Origin of the sequence: Streptomyces sp. CGMCC 4.7035 (assembly GCF_031583065.1) — a bacterium.
GTDB lineage: Bacteria > Actinomycetota > Actinomycetes > Streptomycetales > Streptomycetaceae > Streptomyces > Streptomyces yaanensis.
Genome location: NZ_CP134053.1, coordinates 2,466,144 through 2,486,484 on the forward strand (window position 1 = coordinate 2,466,144; position 20,341 = coordinate 2,486,484).

Here is a 20,341-nt window from a genome sequence, read left to right on the forward strand (position 1 = left end):
GACCGCTTCCCGAAGCCGCCGGGGTCTGCTGCAGGTTTGGGTGAGGTCGACCTGCCCCACGGTTTGGGTTCCAGCTCCGGCCGCCCGTCCGGGCCCACGGGTAGTGCTCGACCTCTCGCTGCGGCGGTCCGGTCACGCCGAGGTGTCCGGCCAGGCTGCCCCTCCGCCCGGAAGGGCCGTGTCCGCCTCGGTCGGCGTCGGGACGGGCTCCGTGGTCTCCGGCAGTGCCTGCTCGGCCCAGATCACCTTGCCCTGCGGGGTGTACCGAGTGCCCCAGCGCTCGGTCATCTGGGAGACCAGGAACAGGCCCCGGCCTCCCTCGTCGGTCGTCGCGGCGTACCGCAGATGCGGGGAGGTGCTGCTGCCGTCGGCCACCTCGCAGATCAGCGTGCGATCGTGGATCAGCCTTACATGGATCGGCTCGGAGGCGTAGCGGATGGCGTTGGTGACCAGCTCGCTCAGGACGAGTTCCATGCAGAAGCCTAGTTCGGACAGGCCCCACTCGTCGAGCTTGTCGGACACGGTGACGCGCACCCCTGCGACGGCGGCCGGGTCGAGCGGCACGTCCCAGTCGGCGATCCGGTCGGGCGGCAGCCGGTGGGTGCGGGCGATGAGCAGGGCCACGTCGTCCTTGGGCCGCCCGGGCAGCAGCTCGGCCAGCACGGCCTGGCAGCTCTCCTCCGGCGGCCGGTCGGGATGGCCCGCCAGCGCATCGCGCAGCAGTTCCATTCCCACGTCCAGGTCGCGCGTGTGGTCCTCGATGAGGCCGTCGGTGTAGAGGACGAGCTGGGTGCCCTCCGCGAGGTCCAGCTCGGCCGTCTGGAACGGCAGCCCGCCGAGGCCGAGCGGCGGCCCGGTCGGCAGGTCGGCGAAGGTGACGCTTCCGTCGGGGTGGACCAGCGCGGGCGCCAGGTGACCGGCGCGCGCCATGGCGCAGTGACGCGTCACAGGATCGTAGATCGCATACAGGCAGGTGGCGCCCACGATGCCCGCGGCGGTCTCCGTGCTCGCCTCGTCCTGGTCGATGCGGCCGACCAGATCGTCCAGATGGCTCAGCAGCTCGTCGGGCGGCAGGTCGAGCGTGGAGAAGTTGTGCACCGCGGTCCGCAGTCGGCCCATCGTCGCGGCGGCGTGGAGGCCGTGGCCGACCACGTCACCGACGACCAGCGCCACCCGGCTTCCCGGCAGCGGAATCACGTCGAACCAGTCTCCGCTCACGCCCGACTGGGCGGGGAGATAGCGGAAGCCGACATCGAGGGCGCTCTGCTCGGGCACGGCCCGCGGCAGCAGACTGCGCTGGAGGGTGACCGCCACGGCGTGCTCGCGGGCGTACTGGCGGGCGTTGTCGATGCTGACCGCGGCACGGGCCACCAGCTCATCCGCCAGCGACAGCTCCTCCTCGTCGAAGGTGGCGTGCTTCTTGCAGCGCCAGAAGTTAGCCATGCCCAGGACGACACCGCGGGCCCGGATCGGGGCGCTGATCAGCGAGTGGATGCCATAGTCCAGGATCTGCGTGGTTCGCTCCGGGTCCTGCGCGCGCCAGCCCGCGGCGGTCGAGAGGTCGGTCACCAGCTCGGAGCGGCCGGAGTCGTAGCCGCGCGCCTGAGGCGTGGAAGGCAGGAAGTCGATCAGCCGGCCCTTCTCGTAGAGCGGATGGTCGTCCCGGATGCCGCACACGGCGATGCGCCGCATGTTCTTCGCCGACGCACCCGGCTCCCCGCCGTGCAGCACGCCGTCGGCCAGGTCCACGGTGACGAAGTCGGCGAAGCGGGGGACGGCGACCCGGGCCAGCTCGTCGGCGGTGCGGACCACGTCGAGGGTGGTGCCGACGCCCAGTCCGGCGTCGTACAGCAGCTTGAGCCGCTCACGCGCGACCTCCGCCCTGCCGGACACCTCCCGCAGCTCGGTGGAGTCGCGCAGGGTCACCACCGTTCCCCTGGGACCTCCCGCACGGTCAGTGGGCCGCTGGTTGACCACCAGCAGCCGCTCTCCGGCGAGGTGCACCTCGTCGGTGGCCTCGCGCCCGGAGACGAGCAGCGCCACCGTCTCCGGGGCGAGGTCCGACAGCTGTGACACATACCGCCCCTCGACGTCCGGCGGCAGCGCCAGGAGCTGTACGGCCTCGTCATTCGCAAGCAGCAACCGCCCGTTGTCACCCACGATGAGCACTCCCTCGCGCACGGAGTGCAGCACCGCGTCATGGTGCTCGTACATGCGGGTCATCTCGTCCGGGGCCAGGTTGTGCGTCTGCCGTCGCAGCCGCCTGCCCACCAGGGCGGTGCCACCGGTGGCCACCACGAGGGCACCGCCCCCGGCGGCCAGGATGATCGGTAGTTGCCGGTTCACCTGGCTGGTCACGTTCTTGACCTTCAGCCCGGCCGAGACGAGGGCCACCACCTTGCCGTGGGTGTCCTTGACGGGAACGGTGGCCTGTACCTCGAGGCCGAGCGGGCCGTGGACGCTTTCGGTGTAGACCTTGCCCTCCAGTGACGGCCCGATCGTGCCCACGAACCGCTTCCCGATCCGCTCCGGGAGGGGATGGGTGTAGCGGATGCCCTTGGTGTCCATGACCACGATGAAGTCGACATGCGCGGACTTGCGCGCGGCCTCGGTGAGCGGCTGAAGCACTTTCGACGGGTCGGGGCTCTGCAGCGCCGCCAGGACGCCCGGAGAGTGCGCGAAGGTCTGGGCCACCGCGATGGAGCGCCGCTTGGCCTCTGCGCCGTTGTCCCGGTGCGACTGAACGACGAGGGCGAAGACGGCGCAGGCCACGAGCAGCACCACCAGTGCCACCTGCAGGATCAAGACCTGCCCGGCGACGCTTCGCGGGCTCCTGCCCACCACTGATCGCAACGATTTGTGTCTGAACCGGGATATGTGCCTAAACCGGCCGAAACGTTCCGGCATGTGGCATTTCTAGCACTGGAGACGCCGGGTGGCCATGGCTCGGCCTGAAAGTGATGACTCCTGTCTCATCTGTCACACCAGCCCCGTTTGTCCGTGGGACCTCAATGGTCCGCTCAGTACCAGGAGCCACACGTCGAGGCCGACACGTGCACTAGATCCACCCCGCGGCCTGAGCGATCGCGAACGGCGCGGGGACCAGGGCCGTCATGCCGAGCCACAGGTTCAGCGGCCTGCCCTCCTGCCACGGCATGAGGACGTCCACCACGAGCACCATTCCGAGGACGAACGCTCCGCCCAGCACCGCGCCGAGCGTCATGCCGACCGCGTGGTCCGGCGGCTCCTTGGAGCAGACCGGCCCGGCGGCGCAGTGGACCAGCGCGTACCGGGTCAGCAGCCATCTGACGCACAGGCCCGGGACTATCGCGACGAGCCCGATCAGGAGGTTCGCCACCGCGGCCGCCCACCAGGAACCGGCGGTGCCCTTCTCGCGGTCACCGTCCGCACCGGAACCGTGCACAACCCGCCCTCTCCCCGGTCGTTGCGTTCGTACAGGTAGATGACCACGAGAGCACTCGGGTTGCCCCTCGCGCCCGTGAGGGCGGCCAATACCGCTCCCACGGGTGACATTCCGTGACTTCGGCGGGGTTCTGCGATGGGCCCCGGCGCTCACGCCCGGGAGGAGTCGCAGGGTGAAGTGATCTGCGGGGAGCGCCGCGGTGGCGACCGGGGGGCGAGGAGTGCGTCAGGCGTCTACAGGGGCGTTCGTCCACGGGGGTCGTCCACGGGGGTCGTCCGCGCGCGGGCTTCGCGAACGAGGGTCGTGAACCCGCGGGCCGAGCTGCGCTGAAGCCGGCCTGCGGTGCGCGGAGAATGCCGGGCCTGCCCGGCCGGGAGGTGCCGGGGCGGGGTCGTCCGGGTGATCGTGTGACGACCCTTCAGCAGCCTTGCCTGTCGGGTGCGTCGAGACTCTCCGGGCGGACCGGGTGGCCGCTGTGCGTGCCACCCGGTCCGCGAGCCGGCCCGGCCCGGGGGGAGAAGGGCGGACCGGGTGAAAAGTGGCTTGTGTGCTACCGGTGGGACGCGACAACGTTGTCTGGATGGTCTGTACATGACTGTACTCCCCGAATGGACAACGATGTCAAGGGTGTTCGCCCGGAAGGCTGACATGCCGGAACCAACTCTTCCGCCCGCGAGGCGGTCTTCCGCGGTACTGGTGGCGCAGGTTACTGTCCCTGCGGCTTGTGCGACCTGTGGTGCGCGACCCGTCCCAAGGAGGAGGGGCCGCGTCATGCGTTTCCGTCCGATGTCCCTGCTGCTCGCCGCCGCCCTGGCGGTCGGCGGCGCGACCCCCGCGCTCGCCGCGGGCACTGCACCACCTCCCGACCTGGTCCGTGACCCCACCGCGTACGTCGACCCGCTCATCGGCACAAGGAACGGCGGCAATGTCTTCCCGGGCGCCGTCGTCCCGTTCGGCATGCTCTCCTGGAGTCCCGAGAACACCCGGGGCGACGCGACAAGAACGGCCGCGCCCGGCGGCTACCAGTACGACGCCACCCGTATCCGCGGCTTCAGCCTCACCCACATGTCCGGCACCGGGTGCGCGGGCGGCAGCGGTGACATCCCGTTCTTCCCGTACGCCGGTGAGGTCACCTCCTCGCCGGCGAGCGACACCAAGGACGCGGTGTACGCCGCCGGCTTCACGCACGCCGACGAGACCGCGGATCCCGGCCATTACAAGGTGGGCCTGTCCTCCGGCGTCACGGCCGACCTGACGGCGACCGCACGCACGGGCTCGGGCCGCTTCGGCTTCCCCGCCGACAAACCGGCCTCCTTGCTGTTCCGCACGTCCAACTCCGAGGTGGGGTCGACGGATTCGTCGATCACGATCGACCCGGCGACCCGGACGGTTTCCGGCTCGGTGACGTCCGGCAACTTCTGCGGCTACCTCGACCCGGAGGGACAGCGCAGCTACTACACCCTCTACTTCACGGCCCGATTCGACCGCGACTTCACGGCCACCGGCACCTGGCAGGACGACAAGCTGAGCCCGGGGTCGACCCGCGCGAGCGGTGGCACGGGCGGCTTCTCGCACGGCGGCAGGCCCGTCGCGGGCAAGGGGGCGGGCGGATACGTCGAGTTCGCGCCGGGCACCGGTCCCGTGAACGTCAAGGTCGGCATCTCGTACGTCAGCCAGGCGGGCGCGGAGGCCAATCTGACGGCCGAGAACCCCGACGGTCGGTCCTTCGACTCCGTACGGGAGGCGGCCCACCGTGCCTGGCGCGACCGGCTGGGCGCGATCCGGGTCGGCGGCGGCACCGACGAGGACCGCGCCACCTTCTACACCGCGCTCTACCACGCCCTCCTGCACCCGAACATCATCAGTGACGCCGACGGTCGTTACCGCGGCAGCGACGACCGGGTGCACCGGGTGGCCCGCGGTCATGAGGCCCAGTACGGGACCTTCTCCGGCTGGGACGTCTACCGCGACCAGGTGCAGCTGCTGACCCTGCTGAATCCGGACACCGGCTCCGACGTGGCCCAGTCCCTGTACGAACTGGCCCGCCAGAACGGGGGAGTCTGGGACCGCTGGCTGCACGGCGCGAGCGGCACCCACGTCATGAACGGCGACCCGTCACCGACCGCGCTGGCAGGCATACGCGCCTTCGGCGGCACGGACTTCGACCTGCGCGGCGCCCTGGACTCGCTGGTGAAGGCGGCGACGGTCCCGACGGAGCAGGACCTGTCGGCGGCGGGCAAGCCGGTGTTGTCGGTGGGGCAACGCCCGTCCCTGGACAAGTACCTGGAGCACCACTACATGCCGTCCGTCTCCAACGCGTGGGGCGGCGCGGCCGAGACGCTGGAGATGTCGACGGCCGACTTCGCGCTCTCCCAACTGGCCACGGCGGCAGGCGAGAAGGACACGGCGGCGGCCTTCGCGCGCCGCGCCCAGTGGTGGCAGAACAACTTCAACCTCGCCGCCGACCCGAGCGGCGGCTACCTCGCCAACCGCAAGGCGGACGGCAGCTGGGTCACCGGCTTCACCCCGGCCACCGGAAACGGCTTCGTGGAGGGGACGGCGGCCCAGTACACCTGGATGGTGCCGCACAACCCGGCCGGTCTGTTCGCCGCGATGGGCGGCAGGGACAAGGCACTGACCCGCCTCGACGCCTTCTTCCACAACGCCGACGGCAGCTGGGCCTTCACCGGCAGCGGCGGCGACAAGTCGGAGCTGGACAACGAGCCGTCGATCAACGTCCCGTATCTGTACGACTACGCGGGCGCGCCCTACAAGGCGCAGGAGACGGTACGGGCGGCGATGACCGGGCTCTGGTCGACGAAGCCCGAGGGCATCCCCGGCAACGACGACCTCGGCGCGATGTCCTCCTGGTACGTCTTCTCGGCGCTCGGCATGTACCCCCAGGTGCCGTCACGGGCCGAACTCGTGCTGGCCTCCCCGCTGTTCCCCAGGGTGCACATCGACCGACCGGGCGCCCACGCCATCGAGATCCGGGCGACGGGAGCCTCGGCGGGCACGCCGTACATCCAGTCCCTGAGGGTCAACGGCCGTACGAGTGACCGTCCTTGGCTTCCGGCGTCCTTCGTCCGCGACGGCGGCCGCCTCGACTACGCCCTGTCCGGGACCCCCAACCGCACCTGGGGCACCGACCCCGCCGACGCGCCGCCGTCCTTCCGGCAGGGCGAGCAGCCGTACCAGATCGGCGTCGGCCCGACCGCGGCGACGCTCGCGCCCGGTGACAGCACCGAGGTCGGCATCCGCGCCCTGGCACTGAGCGGCGGCACGGGCCCCGAGGTGCGGTTCACGGTCGAGACGCCGGACGGGGTGACCGCGAGTCCCGCCGAGGGGACGGTGAAGGACGGCGCCCAGGAGATCACCCTGACCGCCGACAAGACGGCCCGGCAGGGCTTCTACGACGTCAAGGTCACCGTGACCTCGGGCGACACCTCGTACGCACAGCCCGTGGCGCTCACGCTGGCCGCCCCCGGCACGCTCCTGGCGGCGTACAACAACACGGGCATCTCGGACGACGTCGGTGACCACGACGAGGCCGACTACGACGGCGGCGGCTGGAGCTACTCGCGCCAGGCCCTGGCCGACGCCGGCCTGACGGCGGGCAAGCAGGGCACGGTCCTCGGCCTCTCCTTCACCTGGCCGAGCTCCCCGTCGGCCCGCCCGGACAACGCCTCGGCAACGGGACAGACCATCGAACTGACCGACCCGGCCTCGAAGCTGAGCTTCATCGGCAGCGCGGTCAACGGCAACCAGCAGACGAAGGCGACGGTGACCTACACCGACGGCTCGACGGACACGGTCGACCTCTCCTTCACCGACTGGACGGTCGGCGGCGGCTCCGGCACGGTCCAGTACGGCAACGAGGTGGTCGCCAAGTCGGCGTACCGCAATGTCGCGGGCGCGGACAAGGACCCGGTGACGAGCTACGTCTTCGCCACGAAGCCGTTCGAGGCGCCGTCCGGCAAGACCATCAAGAGCGTGAAGCTGCCGGAGAACACGGACCTGCACGTGTTCAGCCTCGCGGTGGGCTGAGCGCGGGCCGTACGACAACAGGGCGGGCGCGGAGTGATCTCCGCGCCCGCCCCTTTTTCCATGGTGGCCGTCAGGCCAGCAGTTCCACCTCCGCCAGGGTCGACTCGGTGTTCAGGACCAGGCGGTAGTGCGTGTACGAGCCGGGATGCGGGATCGAGAACGCCCTGGTCTGCCGGTCCCAGGTGAAGGACTCACCCGAGCGGGTGTCCAGGGTCTTCCACTCCGTGCCGTCCTCGGAGGCCTGGAGCGTCCAGCCCGTGGGGGCCTTCGTGCGGTCCTCGGGGGACGTCAGGGTGTACTGCACCGCCTTGGTTCCCTCCGCGATCGGCAGGTCCAGGCTCGTCACGGTCGCGTCCGTCGCCGACGTGTTGTCGAAGAGCGCGCCATCACCCTTGAGGACGTCCGCCCGCGGCGAAGGCGCCTTGTCACCGCGCGTGATCGACACCGGCGCCGCGTTCTTGCCCGTGCCCCAGGACGACGGCCGCGGACCCATGTCGAAGTCCAGCACCGCGCCCTTGGAGATCAGCGAGTGGGGCAGCGCCGTCGACGTCCACGCCTTGCCGTTGACCTTCAGGCCCTGGACGTACACGTTCTTCGCGCTGTTCCTCGGGGCCCTGATGACGAGGTCCTTGCCATTCTCCAGGTGCACCGTCGCCTTGGTGAACAGCGGCGATCCGATGGCGTACTCGCCGCTGCCCATCACCAGCGGGTAGAAGCCCAGCGCCGAGAACAGGTACCAGGCCGACTGCTCGCCGTTGTCCTCGTCGCCGTGGTAGCCCTGCCCGATCTCGCTGCCGGTGTACAGACGGGAGAGGGCCTCGCGGACGTTCGCCTGTGCCTTCCACGGCTTGCCCGCCGCGTCGTACATGTAGATCACATGGTGCGCGACCTGGTTGGAGTGCCCGTACATGCCCATCCGGACGTCACGCGCCTCCGTCATCTCGTGGATGACACCGCCGTACGAGCCCACGATGTCCGGTGCGGCCGTCTCGGGAGTCGCGAAGTACTCGTCCAGTTTGTCCGCGAGCCCCGCGCGGCCCCCGTACAGGTTGGCCAGGCCCCGGCTGTCCTGTGGTGCCGTGAAGGCGTAGCCCCAGCCGTTCGTCTCCGTGTAGTCGTAACCCCAGACGCGCGGGTCGTACTTCGCGGAGTCCAGCCGCCAGGCGCCCTGCGTGTCGCGGCCCTGGAAGAAACCGGCCTTCGCGTCGAAGAGGTTGACGTAGTCGCGGGCGCGGTTGAGGAAGTACGTCGACTCCTCCTTGTAGCGCTTCTTGCCGGTCTTCTCGTACAGCGCCTGACCCATCTTCGCGATGCCGTAGTCGTTGACGTAGCCCTCCATCGCCCACGACAGACCCTCGTTGGTGTCGGTGGTCGTGTAGCCGAGGAAAGGCGAGGTCGTCATGCCCTTGCGGCCGACCCCGGAAGACGGCGGGACGACCGTCGCGTTCTTGACCGCGGCGTCGTAGGCGGCCTCCGCGTCGAACTGCACGCCCTTCACATAGGCGTCGGCGAACGCCACGTCCGACGAGGTGCCGGTCATCAGGTCCGCGTAACCGGGCGAGGACCAGCGCGAGGTCCAGCCGCCGTCCTTGTACTGCTGCACGAAGCCGTCGACCATCTCACCGGCCTGCTTCGGCGTGAGGAAGGAGTACGCCGGCCACGTCGTCCGGTACGTGTCCCAGAAGCCGTTGTTGACGTACACCTTGCCGTCGACGATCTTCGCGCCGGTGTGCGTGGGCGTGTCCGGACCGGGCATCGGGGAGAAGGGCGAGGCGTACTGGTAGGCCGAACCCACCTTCTCGAAGCCCGAGTTCGGGTACAGGTACAGCCGGTACAGCGAGGAGTACAGCGTCGTCAGCTGGTCGGCCGTCGCTCCCTCGACCTCGACCTTGCCGAGCAGCTTGTCCCACACCCCCTGCGCGCGTTCCCTCACCTGGTCGAACGACGTCCCGTCCGGGACCTCCTGGCGCAGGTTGTCCTTCGCCTGGTCGAGGCTGATGAGCGAGGTGGCGAGGCGGAGGGTCACGGTGTGGTCGGCGCCCGGCTTGAAGCGCAGGTACCCCTTCACCCCGGAGGCGGCCCCGTCCGTGACGGGCGCGTCGAACACGCCGTACACGAACAGCCGCGTCGCCCCCGTCGACAGCCCGGACTTCACGTCCGAGAAGCCCGTGACGACCCCGTTGTCCTTGTCGAGGGTCAGCCCGGCTTGTTCCGTCACATTGTCGAAGAGCACGCTCGCGTCGTCGCCGGGGTACGTGAACCGCAGCACCGCCGCGTGGTCCGTCGGCGTCATCTCCGCCTTGAGGCCGTTCTGGAAGGTCACCCCGTAGTAGTACGGACGCGCGGTCTCGTTCTCGTGCCGGAACGCCAGCGCCCGCGCACCGCGGCCGGTGTCCGGCGTGCCGGAGGCGGCCGACGGCATCACCTGGAACGTCTGCCGGTCACCCATCCACGGACTCGGCTCATGGCTCGCGCTGAACGCCTGGATTGTGGGCAGATTGTCGGAATTATTGGACCGTGCGTAGTCATACAGCCAGCTCAGCGAACCCGCGTTGGTCACCGGCGTCCAGAAGTTGAAGCCATGCGGCAGGGCCGTCGCCGGGAAGTCGTTCCCGCGGGAGAAGCCGCCGCTGGAGTTCGTACCGCGGGTCGTCAGCGCGTAGTCGGAGAGGTGCGCCTTGGGCTTCTCCGGCGGTGCGACCCGCAGCGTGATGTCGTCCAGCCAGCCCCGGAACTTCGCCGGCCCCTTCGGGGAGTCGTACGCCACCAGGATCCGGTCCACGGTCTTTCCGGCCGCGACCGAGCCGATCCGCGAGACCACGCTGTTCCACTGGTTGACGTACAGGGCCTTGGCCGCGCCCTGTCCCTGCGGGGTGAGCGGGAAGCCGTGCTGGTCGATCGCCTTCAGGCCGCTCAGATAGGTGCCGTCGGTGAAGGCCAGGTCCACGGAGACGTTCGTGGCGTCATAGTCCCGGTCCCCGTCCGCCATCGACGGGAAGATGCGGTACGACAGCTGGGTGTCCCGCTCGACGCCCACGTTCACGTCGAAGACCTTGTTGTACGAGTACGCCCGTCCGTCCGCCTGGTGCGTCCCCGCGTACCGCAGCGCCCGCTTGCCCGTGAAGCCCGCGCCCGCCTTGGCGGTGGGGGAGCCGCTCGGACCGCGGTCCACCAGCGAGCGCATGTCCTTGGGTGTGGGCTCGGTGCTCCTGCCCGTGGAGAACTGCACGTCGGCGAGCTGCAGTATGCCCGCGCCGTGGTTCTTGGTGAAGTCGATCCGGAAGTGCGCGTATTCGGCCGGTTCGGCGAGGTCGTACGTATGCGTCTGGAAGCGCTCGTCGAACGATTCACCGGTGCGCGTGTCGAGGGTCTTCCAGTCCTTGCCGTCGGTGGAGCCCTGAAGTGTCCAGTCGGCCGGGTCCCGCTCCGCGACGTCGTTGGCCGACGTCAGCGCGTACGTCACCACCTTGACCGGCGCGTTGAAGTCGAACTCCACCCAGCCCGTCGACGAGAACGTCAGCCACTTGGTGCTCGGCTCGCCGTCGATCAGGTTCTCTTTGACCTCGCCGGCGGCCGTGTACTCGTCGCTGGCCCGGACATCGGTGACCTCGTCGGTCACATTTCCTGGAATGCCCGTTGTATACCCTCCGTCCACTCCGGACGCCCGCTTCGAACCGTCCGCCGCCGTGTCCACGGTGTTCAGCCACGTCGGTGCCGGATCGTCCGGCTCGAACGAGGAAGTGAACTCCCGATCCGCGGTCGCCGCTTGGACGGGCAATGCCACCGCCGCGCCCTGTGTGGCCGTCAGCAAGGCGAAGGCGGCCGTTGTGACGACCGCCGCGGAACCCCATCTGTGCCGAGATCTGTGCTGCATGTGTCGAGCACCCTCCCTGCGCCGTGAAGAAGTGGACAACGTTGTCAACGTCGCTGCGCAAGGAACAGTAGGTGGTCAAGTGGCCAGGGATGTCAAGGGTGTTGAGTGTGGCATTCGGGCCCAATGTGGTGGATAGCCCGTTCGAGAGGCGCATGGGCGTCCCGTATTTCCACGAGGTCTCAACTCGGAAAAGCAAGCCACCAACCTTGCATTCGATCTTGCTCCGTCAGCGGAAAGTGGACTATACCTGTCGGCGTCCGGGCAGCTGTCACCCTGCCGTACGACGGCTGTGGACAGGCATGGCCCGGGGGAATCGGGAGGCGGCGGACCGTTCGGTGCATGACCGACTGCCCTGCCGTCCCACTGAATCCCTCATACACGACCCCAGCTTCACCATCACCGCGGTGCCGGGGAGGATCCGGTTCACCGCCTGAGTCCTGGAGAAGGCGAGGACTTGAGCATGGGATCCACTTCCGGCGAGAACACCACCCCCGGCGGCGTCGGCCGCCGCGATCTGATCAAGCGGTCCGCCGCGCTCGGCCTGATCTCCGTGCCCACGATGAGCTTCCTGTCGGCGTGTGCCAGCGGCGGCGGCGACAGCTCCAGCGACAACGACACCCAGGGGAAGACCTCCAAGGCCAACCCCTTCGGCGCGCAGAAGGGCAGCAAGCTCGACGTCGTCATCTTCAAGGGCGGTTACGGCGACGACTACGCCAAGGCGTGGGAGGGCGACTACCAGACGAAGGCCGGCATCACCTCGACCCACACCGGCACCCAGGAGATCACGGGCAAACTCCAGCCCCGGTTCAACGCCGGCAACCCGCCGGACATCGTGGACGACTCGGGCGCCCAGCAGATCAAGGTCGACGTGCTCTACAAGAACGGCCAGCTGCTCGACCTCGCCGAGGTCCTCGACGCGCCGTCCGTGGACGACCCGAGCAAGAAGGTCCGGGACATGATCATCCCCGGCACCCTGGACGCCGGCATGCAGGAGGGCAAGATCGTCGCCCTCAACTACATCTACACCGTGTGGGGTCTGTGGTACTCCGGCAAGCTCTTCAAGGAGAAGGGCTGGGAGGAGCCCAAGACCTGGGCCGACTTCATCACCATCTGTCAGGACGCCAAGAAGCAGGGCATCGGCGGCCTGGCCCACCAGGGCAAGTACCCGTACTACATCAACGTCGCCATCATGGACCTGATCGCCAAGACGGGCGGTCTGGACGCGATGAAGGCGATCGACAACCTCGACCCGAAGGCGTTCGTCGGCTCGGACGCGGCACAGGCCGGCGTCGAGGCGATCTACGAGATCGTCGAGAAGGGCCTGCTGATGCCAGGCACCAACGGCCTGACCCACACCGAGTCGCAGACCCGCTGGAACCAGTACAAGGCCGCGTTCATCACCTGTGGCTCCTGGCTGGAGAACGAGCAGCTCAAGCAGACGCCCGCGGACTTCGACATGAAGTTCCTGCCGATGCCGCTGCTGCCCGACAGCAAGCTGCCGTTCGAGGCGATCCGGGCCGGCTCCGGCGAACCCTTCATCATCCCGGCGAAGGCCAAGAACCTGCCCGGCGCCAAGGAGTTCATGCGGCGCATGCTCTCCAAGGAGTGGTCGACGCTGTTCGCCAAGGAGGCCAACTCGCTCACCATCCTCAAGGACGGCGTCGACCCCAGCGTCAAGCTCCGGCCGGGCACCCAGTCCACGGTCGAGGCGTCCAAGGCCGCCGGCGGCAACACCTTCCGTTACCTGTACACCGAGTGGTACAGCGAGATGGGCACCGCCATCGAGGCCGCGTCCAACGAGCTGATGGCCAAGCGCATTCAGCCGAAGGAGTGGCTGAAGCGGTGCCAGGCCGCGGTCGACAAGCAGGCCAAGGACCCGGCCTCCAAGAAGAACCACCGGGACTGACCGCACGCCGTGTCCCGGGCCGGAGAACTCCGGCCCGGGTGGGGACACCAGGGGCAGGAACGCCAATGCGCAAAGGGCAGTACAGGTTCGTCGCGGGATTTCTCTTCGTACCCGTGGCGCTCTATCTGATCTTCGTGATCTGGCCGTACATCCAGACGTTCGGCTATTCGCTGACCGACTGGAAGGGCCAGTCACAGACCTTCAAGTTCGTCGGACTGGACAACTACAGGGCACTGTTCCAGGACGACGTCTTCATGCAGGCCATCTGGCACAACATCCTGTTCCTGGTGTTCATCCCGGTGATCACCATCCTGCTCGCCCTGTTCTTCGCCTTCATGGTGAACGCGGGCGGGCGTGGCCGGGCCGGCGGCGTCCAGGGCGTCACCGGATCCAAGTTCTACAAAATTATCTACTTCTTTCCGCAGGTCTTGTCACTGGCGATTCTCGCGGTGCTGTTCAACGCGGTGTACCGCAGTGACGGCGGCGGTCTGCTCAACGGCTTCCTGATCAAAATCGGCCTGGTCGACGCGAACAATCCCGTGGAATGGCTCAACGAGCCCAACATGGTGCTGTGGGCGCTGATCCTGGTCGTCGTCTGGCACGGTGTCGGCTTCTATCTGGTGCTGTTCTCGGCCGCCATGCAGTCCATTCCGAAGGACATTTACGAGGCGGCCCTCATCGACGGAGCGGGCCGCTCCCAGTCCTTCCTCCGCATCACCCTGCCGCTGCTGTGGGACACGGTGCAGACCGCGTGGGTGTACCTGGGCATCGTGGCGATGGACATGTTCGTCCTGGTCTCCTCCATGACCCAGAACATGGGCGCCTACGGCGGCGGCCCCGACCATCACAGCGATGTCATGTCGACCGTGATGATGCGCAATTTCCTCTACTACGGGAAGAGCGGCTATGCCTGCGCCATGGGCGTCGTCATGCTGCTGCTCACCCTGGTCCTGTCCGTGGTCACGCTGCGCGCCACCCGCCGTGAGCGCATCGAGTTCTGAGCGGGAGTAACGACGATGAGCGCACCCCTCAAGGAGACCGCCCCCGGCGGCACCGTCCCGGCCCGGTCCTCGGTGAGCAAGATCCCGGTCCGCCCCGGCGACCGGCGCGGCGAGGGCGTCGTCCTGAACGTCTTCTCGCACGGGTTCCTCGCCCTGTGGGCCCTGCTGATCGTGCTGCCGCTGCTGTGGCTGGTGCTCAGCTCCTTCAAGACCGACGCGCAGATCGGCGGCTCGGCCTTCGGCTGGCCGCACGACTGGTCCTTCGACGTGTTCCGGCGTGCCTGGAACAAGGGCATCGGCGACTACTTCCTGAACACCGTAATCGTGCTGGTGTTCTCCGTGCCGCTGACGATGCTGTTCGGCTCGATGGCCGCGTACGTGCTCGCCCGCTACCGGTTCTGGGGCAACCGGATGCTGTACTACTTCTTCGTCGCGGGCGCGATGTTCCCCGTGTTCCTGGCCCTCGTCCCGCTGTTCTTCATGGTCAAACGGCTGGACATGCTGAACACCTATCAGGGTCTGATCCTGGTCTACATCGCGTACTCGATGCCGTTCACCGTGTTCTTCATGCACGCCTTCTTCCGGACCCTGCCGACGGCGGTCTTCGAGGCCGCCGTCCTGGACGGTGCCTCGCACACCCGGACCTTCTTCCAGGTGATGCTGCCGATGGCCAAGCCTGGCCTGATCAGCGTCGGTATCTTCAACACGCTGGGTCAGTGGAACCAGTTCATCCTGCCGACGGTCCTGATGCAGCCGCAGAGTGGTTCGGATCCCGAACGCTACGTCCTCACCCAAGGCCTGATCCAGCTCCAGCAGCAGCAGGGATACGCCTCTGACCTGCCCGTTCTCTTCGCAGGAGTGACCATTGCGATGATCCCGATGCTCGTGGTCTACCTGTCCTTCCAGCGCCAGGTACAGGCCGGACTGACCTCGGCGACGCTGAAATAGCACGTCTGCATAAGCGCTCCGCGACGGCCCGTACGCGCACCGCTCCCGGCTCGGGAACGGTGCGTGCACGCGTGTGCACAGACTCGGATGCGGTTCAACCTCTTGACGGGAGGTAGCCCGAACAGCTCAGCTTAGAGTTCACTAGTTGGACGAAGGCGGGGTCTCATCGAGGCGGCCCCGTGCTCAGGAGGTCGTCGTGGAGACTCCAGGGTCGCAGTCGTCGCTGCACCGAGCCAACCTGGAGCGGGTCGTACGCGCCGTGCGGCTGGCCGGATCCCTTACCCAGGCGGAGATCGCGAGGACGACGGGCCTGTCCGCGGCGACGGTCTCCAACATCGTGCGGGAGCTCAAGGACGGCGGAACCGTCGAGGTCACGCCCACGTCGGCGGGTGGTCGCCGGGCCCGCAGCGTGTCCCTGAGCGGGGACGCCGGCATTGTCATCGGTGTCGACTTCGGGCACACCCATTTGCGCGTCGCGGTCGGAAACCTCGCCCATCAGGTGCTTGCCGAGGAGGCCGAGCCACTGGATGTGGACGCCTCTGCCGCGCAGGGCTTCGACCGGGCGGAACAGCTGGTCAGCAGGCTGATCGAGGCGACCGGGGTGGACCGGTCCAAGATCGCGGGCGTGGGCCTCGGTGTGCCGGGCCCCATCGACCTCGAGTCGGGCACGCTCGGCTCCAGCGCCATCCTGCCGGGCTGGACCGGCGCCAGACCCGCCGAGGAGCTGCGGGGGCGGCTCGGTGTGCCGGTGCACGTGGACAACGACGCCAACCTCGGCGCCCTGGGCGAGCTGGTCTGGGGAAGTGGCCGAGGGGTCAAGGATCTTGCGTACATCAAGGTCGCGAGCGGTGTCGGTGCCGGACTGGTGATCGAGGGGAAGATCTACCGAGGCCCCGGCGGCACCGCGGGGGAAATCGGACATATTACACTCGATGAATCCGGCCCGGTCTGCCGCTGCGGAAACCGGGGCTGCCTGGAGACCTTCACGGCGGCGCGCTATGTGCTCCCGCTGCTCCAGCCCAGTCACGGCACCGACTTGACCATGGAAGGCGTCGTACGGCTGGCGCGGGACGGGGATCCGGGTTGCCGTCGGGTGATCGCCGACGTCGGCCGGCACATCGGCAGTGGAGTGGCCAACCTGTGCAATTTGCTGAACCCGAGCCGGGTGGTCCTGGGCGGCGATCTCGCCGAGGCCGGTGAGCTGGTGCTCGGGCCCATCAGAGAGTCCGTCGGCCGCTACGCCATCCCCAGTGCGGCGCGCCAACTGTCCGTTCTCCCGGGGGCACTTGGGGGTCGGGCGGAGGTGCTCGGAGCGCTCGCTCTCGCGCTGAGCGAGATGGGCGATTCTACCCTTTTGGACGGCTCGCTGGCCGTGGCGACACCCGCCTTCACTTAGAGAACGCATGACGTCGTTGCCATCTCGTTAAGTATTTACTTCTTGACGTCGAACTTGCGGCCGAGTTGACTTCGAGCCACCTCGGCCGCAGCGTTGCGGCCCTGTCAGGGAGGCACCCCCAATGAACGCAACGATGCGTAGAGTCGTGATCGGCACCGCGGCGGTTTCCATGGCCGTTTCGCTGGCTGCCTGTGGCAAGGCCGGTGACAAGAAGGACGACTCCGGCAGCAGCAGCAGCGGCTCCGGCAGCAAGACCATCGGCCTGCTGCTCCCCGACAGCGTCACCGCACGCTACGAGAAGTTCGACAAGCCGCTCTTCGAGGCCAAGGTCAAGGAGCTGTGCTCCGACTGCACGGTCGAGTACGCGAACGCGGCGGCCGACCCCACCAAGCAGGCCCAGCAGGTCAGCAGCATGATCACCAAGGGCGTCAAGGTCATCGCGATCAGCGCCCAGGACTCTGCCGCCATCAAGTCGTCCATCCAGTCCGCGGTCAACAAGGGCGTCAAGGTCGTCGCGTACGACCGCCTCGCCCAGGGCCCGGTCTCCGCGTACGTCTCCTTCGACAACGAGAAGGTCGGCGAGCTCCAGGGTCAGGCCCTGCTCGACGCGCTCGGCAAGAAGGCCACCAAGTCGTCGAAGGTCGTCATGATCAACGGTGACGACGCCGACCCGAACGCCGGCATGTTCAAGCAGGGCGCTCACAAGGTCCTCGACGGCAAGGTCGACATCGCCTACGAGCAGTCCGGCCTGTGGAAGGACACCGTCGCCGCGCAGAAGATGTCGGCGGCCATCACGCAGCTCGGCGCCAAGAAGATCGCGGGCGTCTACGCCGCCAACGACGGCATGGCCGGTGGTATCGCCAACACCCTCAAGGGCGCGGGCATCAGCAACATCCCGCTGACCGGTCAGGACGCGGAGCTCGCGGCCATCCAGCGGATCGTCGCCGGCACCCAGTCGGCCACCGTCTACAAGGCCTACAAGCCCGAGGCCGACACCGCCGCCGAGCTCGCGGTCGCCCTGCTCCAGGGCAAGGACCTCAAGTCCCTGACCGACACGGAGGTGACCAGCGGCTCCGGCGACAAGGTGCCCGCGAAGCTGCTGCCCGCGACGTCGGTCACCAAGGCCAACATCAAGGACACGGTCGTCAAGGACGGGATCTACACCGTCCAGGAGATCTGCACCGCCGAGTACGCGAAGGCCTGCAAGGCCATCGGCCTCCAGTAAGCACTGAGGTCAAGGACCGCCCCGCGAGAGCGTGGGCGGTCGGTGCCGCGAAGCCCCTCCGACGCCCGCCCCAGGCCTTCATACCCCGCCGCCTGGGCGGGCGTCGGACGGAACCGTTGCCAACGGCGGCGGATTCGCGCATGTTCATTCTGTAAACCTGTGCATTGCGCACACCCCTCCGCGCCTGTCCTAAAGCGCGGCATCCCCGCCGGTCAGGCGGCGAAGGAGATGGTTCACGTGTCCGCTACGCCCGTGCTGGCGTTGCGCGGAGTCTCCAAGCGATTCGGTGCGGTCCAGGCACTCACCGATGTCGATCTGGAGGTCCACGCCGGAGAAGTGGTCGCCCTGGTGGGCGACAACGGCGCAGGAAAGTCGACCCTGGTCAAGACGATCGCGGGTGTCCACCCCATCGATGAGGGCGTCATCGAGTGGGAGGGCAAGCCGGTCAGCATCAACAAGCCGCACGACGCCCAGGGACTCGGCGTCGCGACGGTCTACCAGGACCTCGCCCTGTGCGACAACCTCGACGTGGTCGGCAACCTCTACCTCGGACGTGAACTGCTGCACCGCGGCGTCATCGACGAGGTGACGATGGAGAAGAACGCTCGGGAACTGCTGAGCACGCTCTCCATCCGCATCCCGAGTGTGCGCATCCCGATCGCGAGCCTCTCCGGTGGCCAGCGTCAGGTCGTGGCCATCGCCCGCGCTCTGATCGGTGACCCGAAGGTCGTCATCCTCGACGAGCCCACCGCCGCCCTCGGCGTCGAGCAGACCGCGCAGGTCCTCGACCTGGTCGAGCGGCTGCGCGAGCGGAACCTCGGCGTCATCCTCATCAGCCACAACATGGCCGACGTGAAGGCGGTCGCGGACACCGTCGCCGTCCTGCGCCTGGGCAAGAACAACGGCTCCTTCCCCGTGAAGAGCACGAGCCACGAAGAGATCATCGCCGCGATCACGGGAGCCACGGACAACGCCGTGACCCGTCGTGCGGGGCGTCGCACCGCGGAGGCGGCAAAGTGAGCGACTCGTCCAAGACCGTGAAGAGCGACTCGACGAAGATCGAGAAGTCGGACTCCGGGGCGGAGCAGGAGACCACCACCGTGGCTCCCGCCGACGACCCCACGGCCGCGCCGGTGACCGTCGTCGACCCGCGACTGCTGGTCCGCGAAGAGGGCCTGAAGGGCTACGTCACCGAGTTCAAGCGCAAGGTGAAGGGCGGTGAGCTCGGCTCGCTGCCGGTCATCGTCGGCCTGATCATCATCTGGACCATCTTCCAGCTGAAGAACGACCGATTCCTCAGCGCCGACAACCTGTCGAACATCAGCTACTTCCTGTCGGCCACCGGCATGCTCGCCATCGGCCTGGTGTTCGTGCTCCTGCTCGGTGAGATCGACCTCGCGGTCGGCTCGGTCAGCGGCCTGTCATCCACGGTGTTCGCGGTGTTCGTGGTCAACCACGGCATGAACCCCTGGTTGGCCCTGATCCTGGCCATCCTGACCGGTGTCGGTATCGGTGCGCTGCACGGCTGGTTCTTCGCCAAGGTCGGCGTACCCGCGTTCGTCGTGACCCTGGCCGGCTTCCTCGGCTGGAACGGTCTGATGCTGTGGCTGCTCGGCTCCAGCGGCACCATCAACATCCCGTCGGACTCGGGTCCGGTGCACCTGGTCGGCCAGAACTCCTTCTTCATGGACCAGGCCATCGTCGGTGCCTACCTGCTGGCCGGCCTCGGTGTCGTCCTCACGCTCGTGGGCTCGTTCAACGAGCAGCGCCGCCGCCGTGCCGCCGGGGTGCCCTTCCGGCCCACCAGCGAGATCCTGATCCGGGTCGGCGCGCTCGCTGTGGCGTCCTTCGTCGCCGCGGCCGTGCTGAACAACGCCTCCGGTGTGTCCAACGCCCTGGTGATCTTCCTCGCGGCGCTGGTGATCGTCGACTTCGTGCTGCGACGCACCACCTACGGCCGTAAGGTCTTCGCGGTCGGCGGTGGCATCGAGGCGGCCCGCCGGGCCGGTATCAGCGTGCCCATGGTCCGTATCTCGGTGTTCGCCATCTCCGGTGGCTTCGCGGCGATCGGCGGCATGTTCTTCGCCGGGCAGACCGCGAGCGCGACCCTCAGCGCCGGTGGCGGCAACACCCTGATGCTGGCCATCGCGGCCGCCGTCATCGGTGGCACCAGCCTCTTCGGTGGCCGGGGCAGCGTGTGGTCCGCCCTGCTGGGCATGCTGGTCATCCAGTCCATCCAGACCGGTCTTGACCTGCTCAACATGAACACGTCCATCCAGTACATGATCACCGGTGGCGTGCTTCTGGGGGCCGTGGTCATCGACTCGGTGTCGCGGAAGAGCCAGAAGGCCGCGGGGCGCGCATAACGCGGGGAGCGCCATAGGGGTGCGGGACGTCCTTTGGCTGCGGGTTCGCTGTGGCTGATCGCGCAGTTCCCCGCGCCCCTGAAGGGGCGCTCTCGTCCCGCCCGTTGTAAGAAATCCTGTTGAGACCCTGTGCCCGGTGCCCATGGTGGTGCCG

General features: G+C 68.1%; 11 protein-coding genes. 8 read left to right on the top strand and 3 right to left on the bottom strand.

The window, feature by feature from the left end; genetic code table 11:
* Positions 1–132: 132 nt before the first annotated feature.
* Both Q2K21_RS10320 and Q2K21_RS10325 read right to left on the bottom strand, forming a co-directional pair.
* Complete coding sequence (locus Q2K21_RS10320; RefSeq protein ID WP_310769176.1) at positions 133–2,907, bottom strand: SpoIIE family protein phosphatase; 2,775 nt, start codon at positions 2,905–2,907, stop codon at positions 133–135.
* 151 nt (positions 2,908–3,058) lie between these two features.
* Entirely contained in the window at positions 3,059–3,424 is a 366-nt protein-coding gene (locus Q2K21_RS10325) for a hypothetical protein (protein WP_310769178.1), read from the bottom strand.
* Positions 3,425–4,195: 771 nt separating this feature from the next.
* Here Q2K21_RS10325 and Q2K21_RS10330 point away from each other — a divergent pair.
* Positions 4,196–7,471, top strand: coding sequence for a GH92 family glycosyl hydrolase (locus tag Q2K21_RS10330; RefSeq protein ID WP_310769180.1), 3,276 nt, complete (start codon positions 4,196–4,198; stop codon positions 7,469–7,471).
* Between the two features lie 70 nt (positions 7,472–7,541).
* On the opposite strand, the gene Q2K21_RS10335 is transcribed toward Q2K21_RS10330, so the two are convergent.
* Complete coding sequence (locus Q2K21_RS10335) at positions 7,542–11,345, bottom strand: GH92 family glycosyl hydrolase (protein WP_310769182.1); 3,804 nt, start codon at positions 11,343–11,345, stop codon at positions 7,542–7,544.
* Positions 11,346–11,805: 460 nt separating this feature from the next.
* On the opposite strand from Q2K21_RS10335, the gene ngcE reads away from it, so the two are divergent.
* From ngcE to Q2K21_RS10370, 7 genes are all read left to right on the top strand, one after another.
* Positions 11,806–13,251: an N-acetylglucosamine/diacetylchitobiose ABC transporter substrate-binding protein gene (ngcE, locus tag Q2K21_RS10340; RefSeq protein ID WP_310769184.1), complete on the top strand. Its 1,446-nt coding sequence runs from the start codon at positions 11,806–11,808 to the stop codon at positions 13,249–13,251.
* 65 nt (positions 13,252–13,316) lie between these two features.
* Positions 13,317–14,252: a carbohydrate ABC transporter permease gene (locus Q2K21_RS10345; protein ID WP_310769186.1), complete on the top strand. Its 936-nt coding sequence runs from the start codon at positions 13,317–13,319 to the stop codon at positions 14,250–14,252.
* Between the two features lie 15 nt (positions 14,253–14,267).
* A complete protein-coding gene (locus tag Q2K21_RS10350; protein ID WP_310769187.1) occupies positions 14,268–15,200 on the top strand; it encodes a carbohydrate ABC transporter permease in 933 nt (310 codons plus the stop codon).
* A gap of 196 nt (positions 15,201–15,396) precedes the next feature.
* Positions 15,397–16,596: an ROK family transcriptional regulator gene (locus Q2K21_RS10355; RefSeq protein WP_310769188.1), complete on the top strand. Its 1,200-nt coding sequence runs from the start codon at positions 15,397–15,399 to the stop codon at positions 16,594–16,596.
* A 133-nt stretch (positions 16,597–16,729) separates the two neighbouring features.
* The gene (locus Q2K21_RS10360; protein WP_310769190.1) at positions 16,730–17,821 is read left to right on the top strand and encodes a sugar ABC transporter substrate-binding protein; all 1,092 of its coding nucleotides are present in this window, start codon (positions 16,730–16,732) and stop codon (positions 17,819–17,821) included.
* Between the two features lie 228 nt (positions 17,822–18,049).
* A complete protein-coding gene (locus Q2K21_RS10365; RefSeq protein ID WP_310769192.1) occupies positions 18,050–18,841 on the top strand; it encodes an ATP-binding cassette domain-containing protein in 792 nt (263 codons plus the stop codon).
* Entirely contained in the window at positions 18,838–20,187 is a 1,350-nt protein-coding gene (locus tag Q2K21_RS10370) for a sugar ABC transporter permease (protein WP_386275980.1), read from the top strand. Before Q2K21_RS10365 ends, Q2K21_RS10370 begins: the two co-directional genes overlap by 4 nt.
* Positions 20,188–20,341 lie beyond the last annotated feature (154 nt).

Excerpts from the sequence above, each read along its gene's own strand:
- Q2K21_RS10335 (WP_310769182.1), bottom strand. The coding sequence starts at position 11,345 with ATGCAGCACAGATCTCGGCACAGATGGGGTTCCGCGGCGGTCGTCACA.
- Q2K21_RS10365 (WP_310769192.1), top strand. The coding sequence starts at position 18,050 with ATGGTTCACGTGTCCGCTACGCCCGTGCTGGCGTTGCGCGGAGTCTCC.
- Q2K21_RS10345 (WP_310769186.1), top strand. The coding sequence starts at position 13,317 with ATGCGCAAAGGGCAGTACAGGTTCGTCGCGGGATTTCTCTTCGTACCC.
- Q2K21_RS10350 (WP_310769187.1), top strand. The coding sequence starts at position 14,268 with ATGAGCGCACCCCTCAAGGAGACCGCCCCCGGCGGCACCGTCCCGGCC.
- ngcE (WP_310769184.1), top strand. The coding sequence starts at position 11,806 with ATGGGATCCACTTCCGGCGAGAACACCACCCCCGGCGGCGTCGGCCGC.
- Q2K21_RS10330 (WP_310769180.1), top strand. The coding sequence starts at position 4,196 with ATGCGTTTCCGTCCGATGTCCCTGCTGCTCGCCGCCGCCCTGGCGGTC.
- Q2K21_RS10360 (WP_310769190.1), top strand. The coding sequence starts at position 16,730 with ATGCGTAGAGTCGTGATCGGCACCGCGGCGGTTTCCATGGCCGTTTCG.
- Q2K21_RS10320 (WP_310769176.1), bottom strand. The coding sequence starts at position 2,907 with ATGCCGGAACGTTTCGGCCGGTTTAGGCACATATCCCGGTTCAGACAC.